The 591-nt window shown below is 60.7% G+C and carries 1 pseudogene; it reads left to right on the top strand.

Going from position 1 to position 591, the window contains the following annotated elements:
- A pseudogene (locus AX708_RS21005) lies at positions 1 to 591 on the top strand (hypothetical protein); the annotation flags it as partial.

Below are 591 nucleotides of genomic sequence, written 5' to 3'. Positions count from 1 at the left end.
CCGGGGAGACGCTTACTGCTGATCAGGCTCTCTCGCGGGTCGCCGATTACGCCTACAAGGAGTCGAATTCGACGCAGGCAAGGCAGGCGCGAGAGGACTTCACGCGCGCCACGAGCTCCAGTTCCGACAGTGAGCTGAAATCCCTTTCCGATCGCTATTCGGCCAGTTTGGCCGACACGCGCACCTATTCGAATGAGGCCTCACGGACTCAAGAGGCCTATGAGCGGCACAGTCAGGACTTCAGCGAAGCTGCATCGCGCGGCTATTCGCTTAGCCAAGACGAGACGCAGGAGTTCGTCACTTACGCACAGCAGGCCTTGCGTCAGCCGGAGAACAGCCTTCTCGCATCGACAGGCTGGCAACCGCGGCTCGTGGCTCCCGTCATCAAGGGCGCAGAGAACTATCTCGAAGATGCAAAAGGATGGATTTCGAATAAAGCAGACCAGGCCGGAGATCTGCTCGGCATTGGCGGGGGAGGGGCCTCTGGTGGTGGTCCCGTCAACTCGGTGCTGCCTCGTTCCGGAGAAGGATTCCGGACCTATTCCGCACCGGGCAGTCAGTATGCGACGGAGTCGGTCGCCAACGAGCTGC

It is taken from the genome of Erythrobacter sp. CCH5-A1 (genome assembly GCF_001557115.1).
In the GTDB taxonomy this organism is placed as follows: Bacteria; Pseudomonadota; Alphaproteobacteria; order Sphingomonadales; family Sphingomonadaceae; genus Erythrobacter.
The sequence above is the reverse complement of the archived record's forward strand: the minus strand, read 5'-3'. Positions and strand labels throughout refer to the sequence as shown.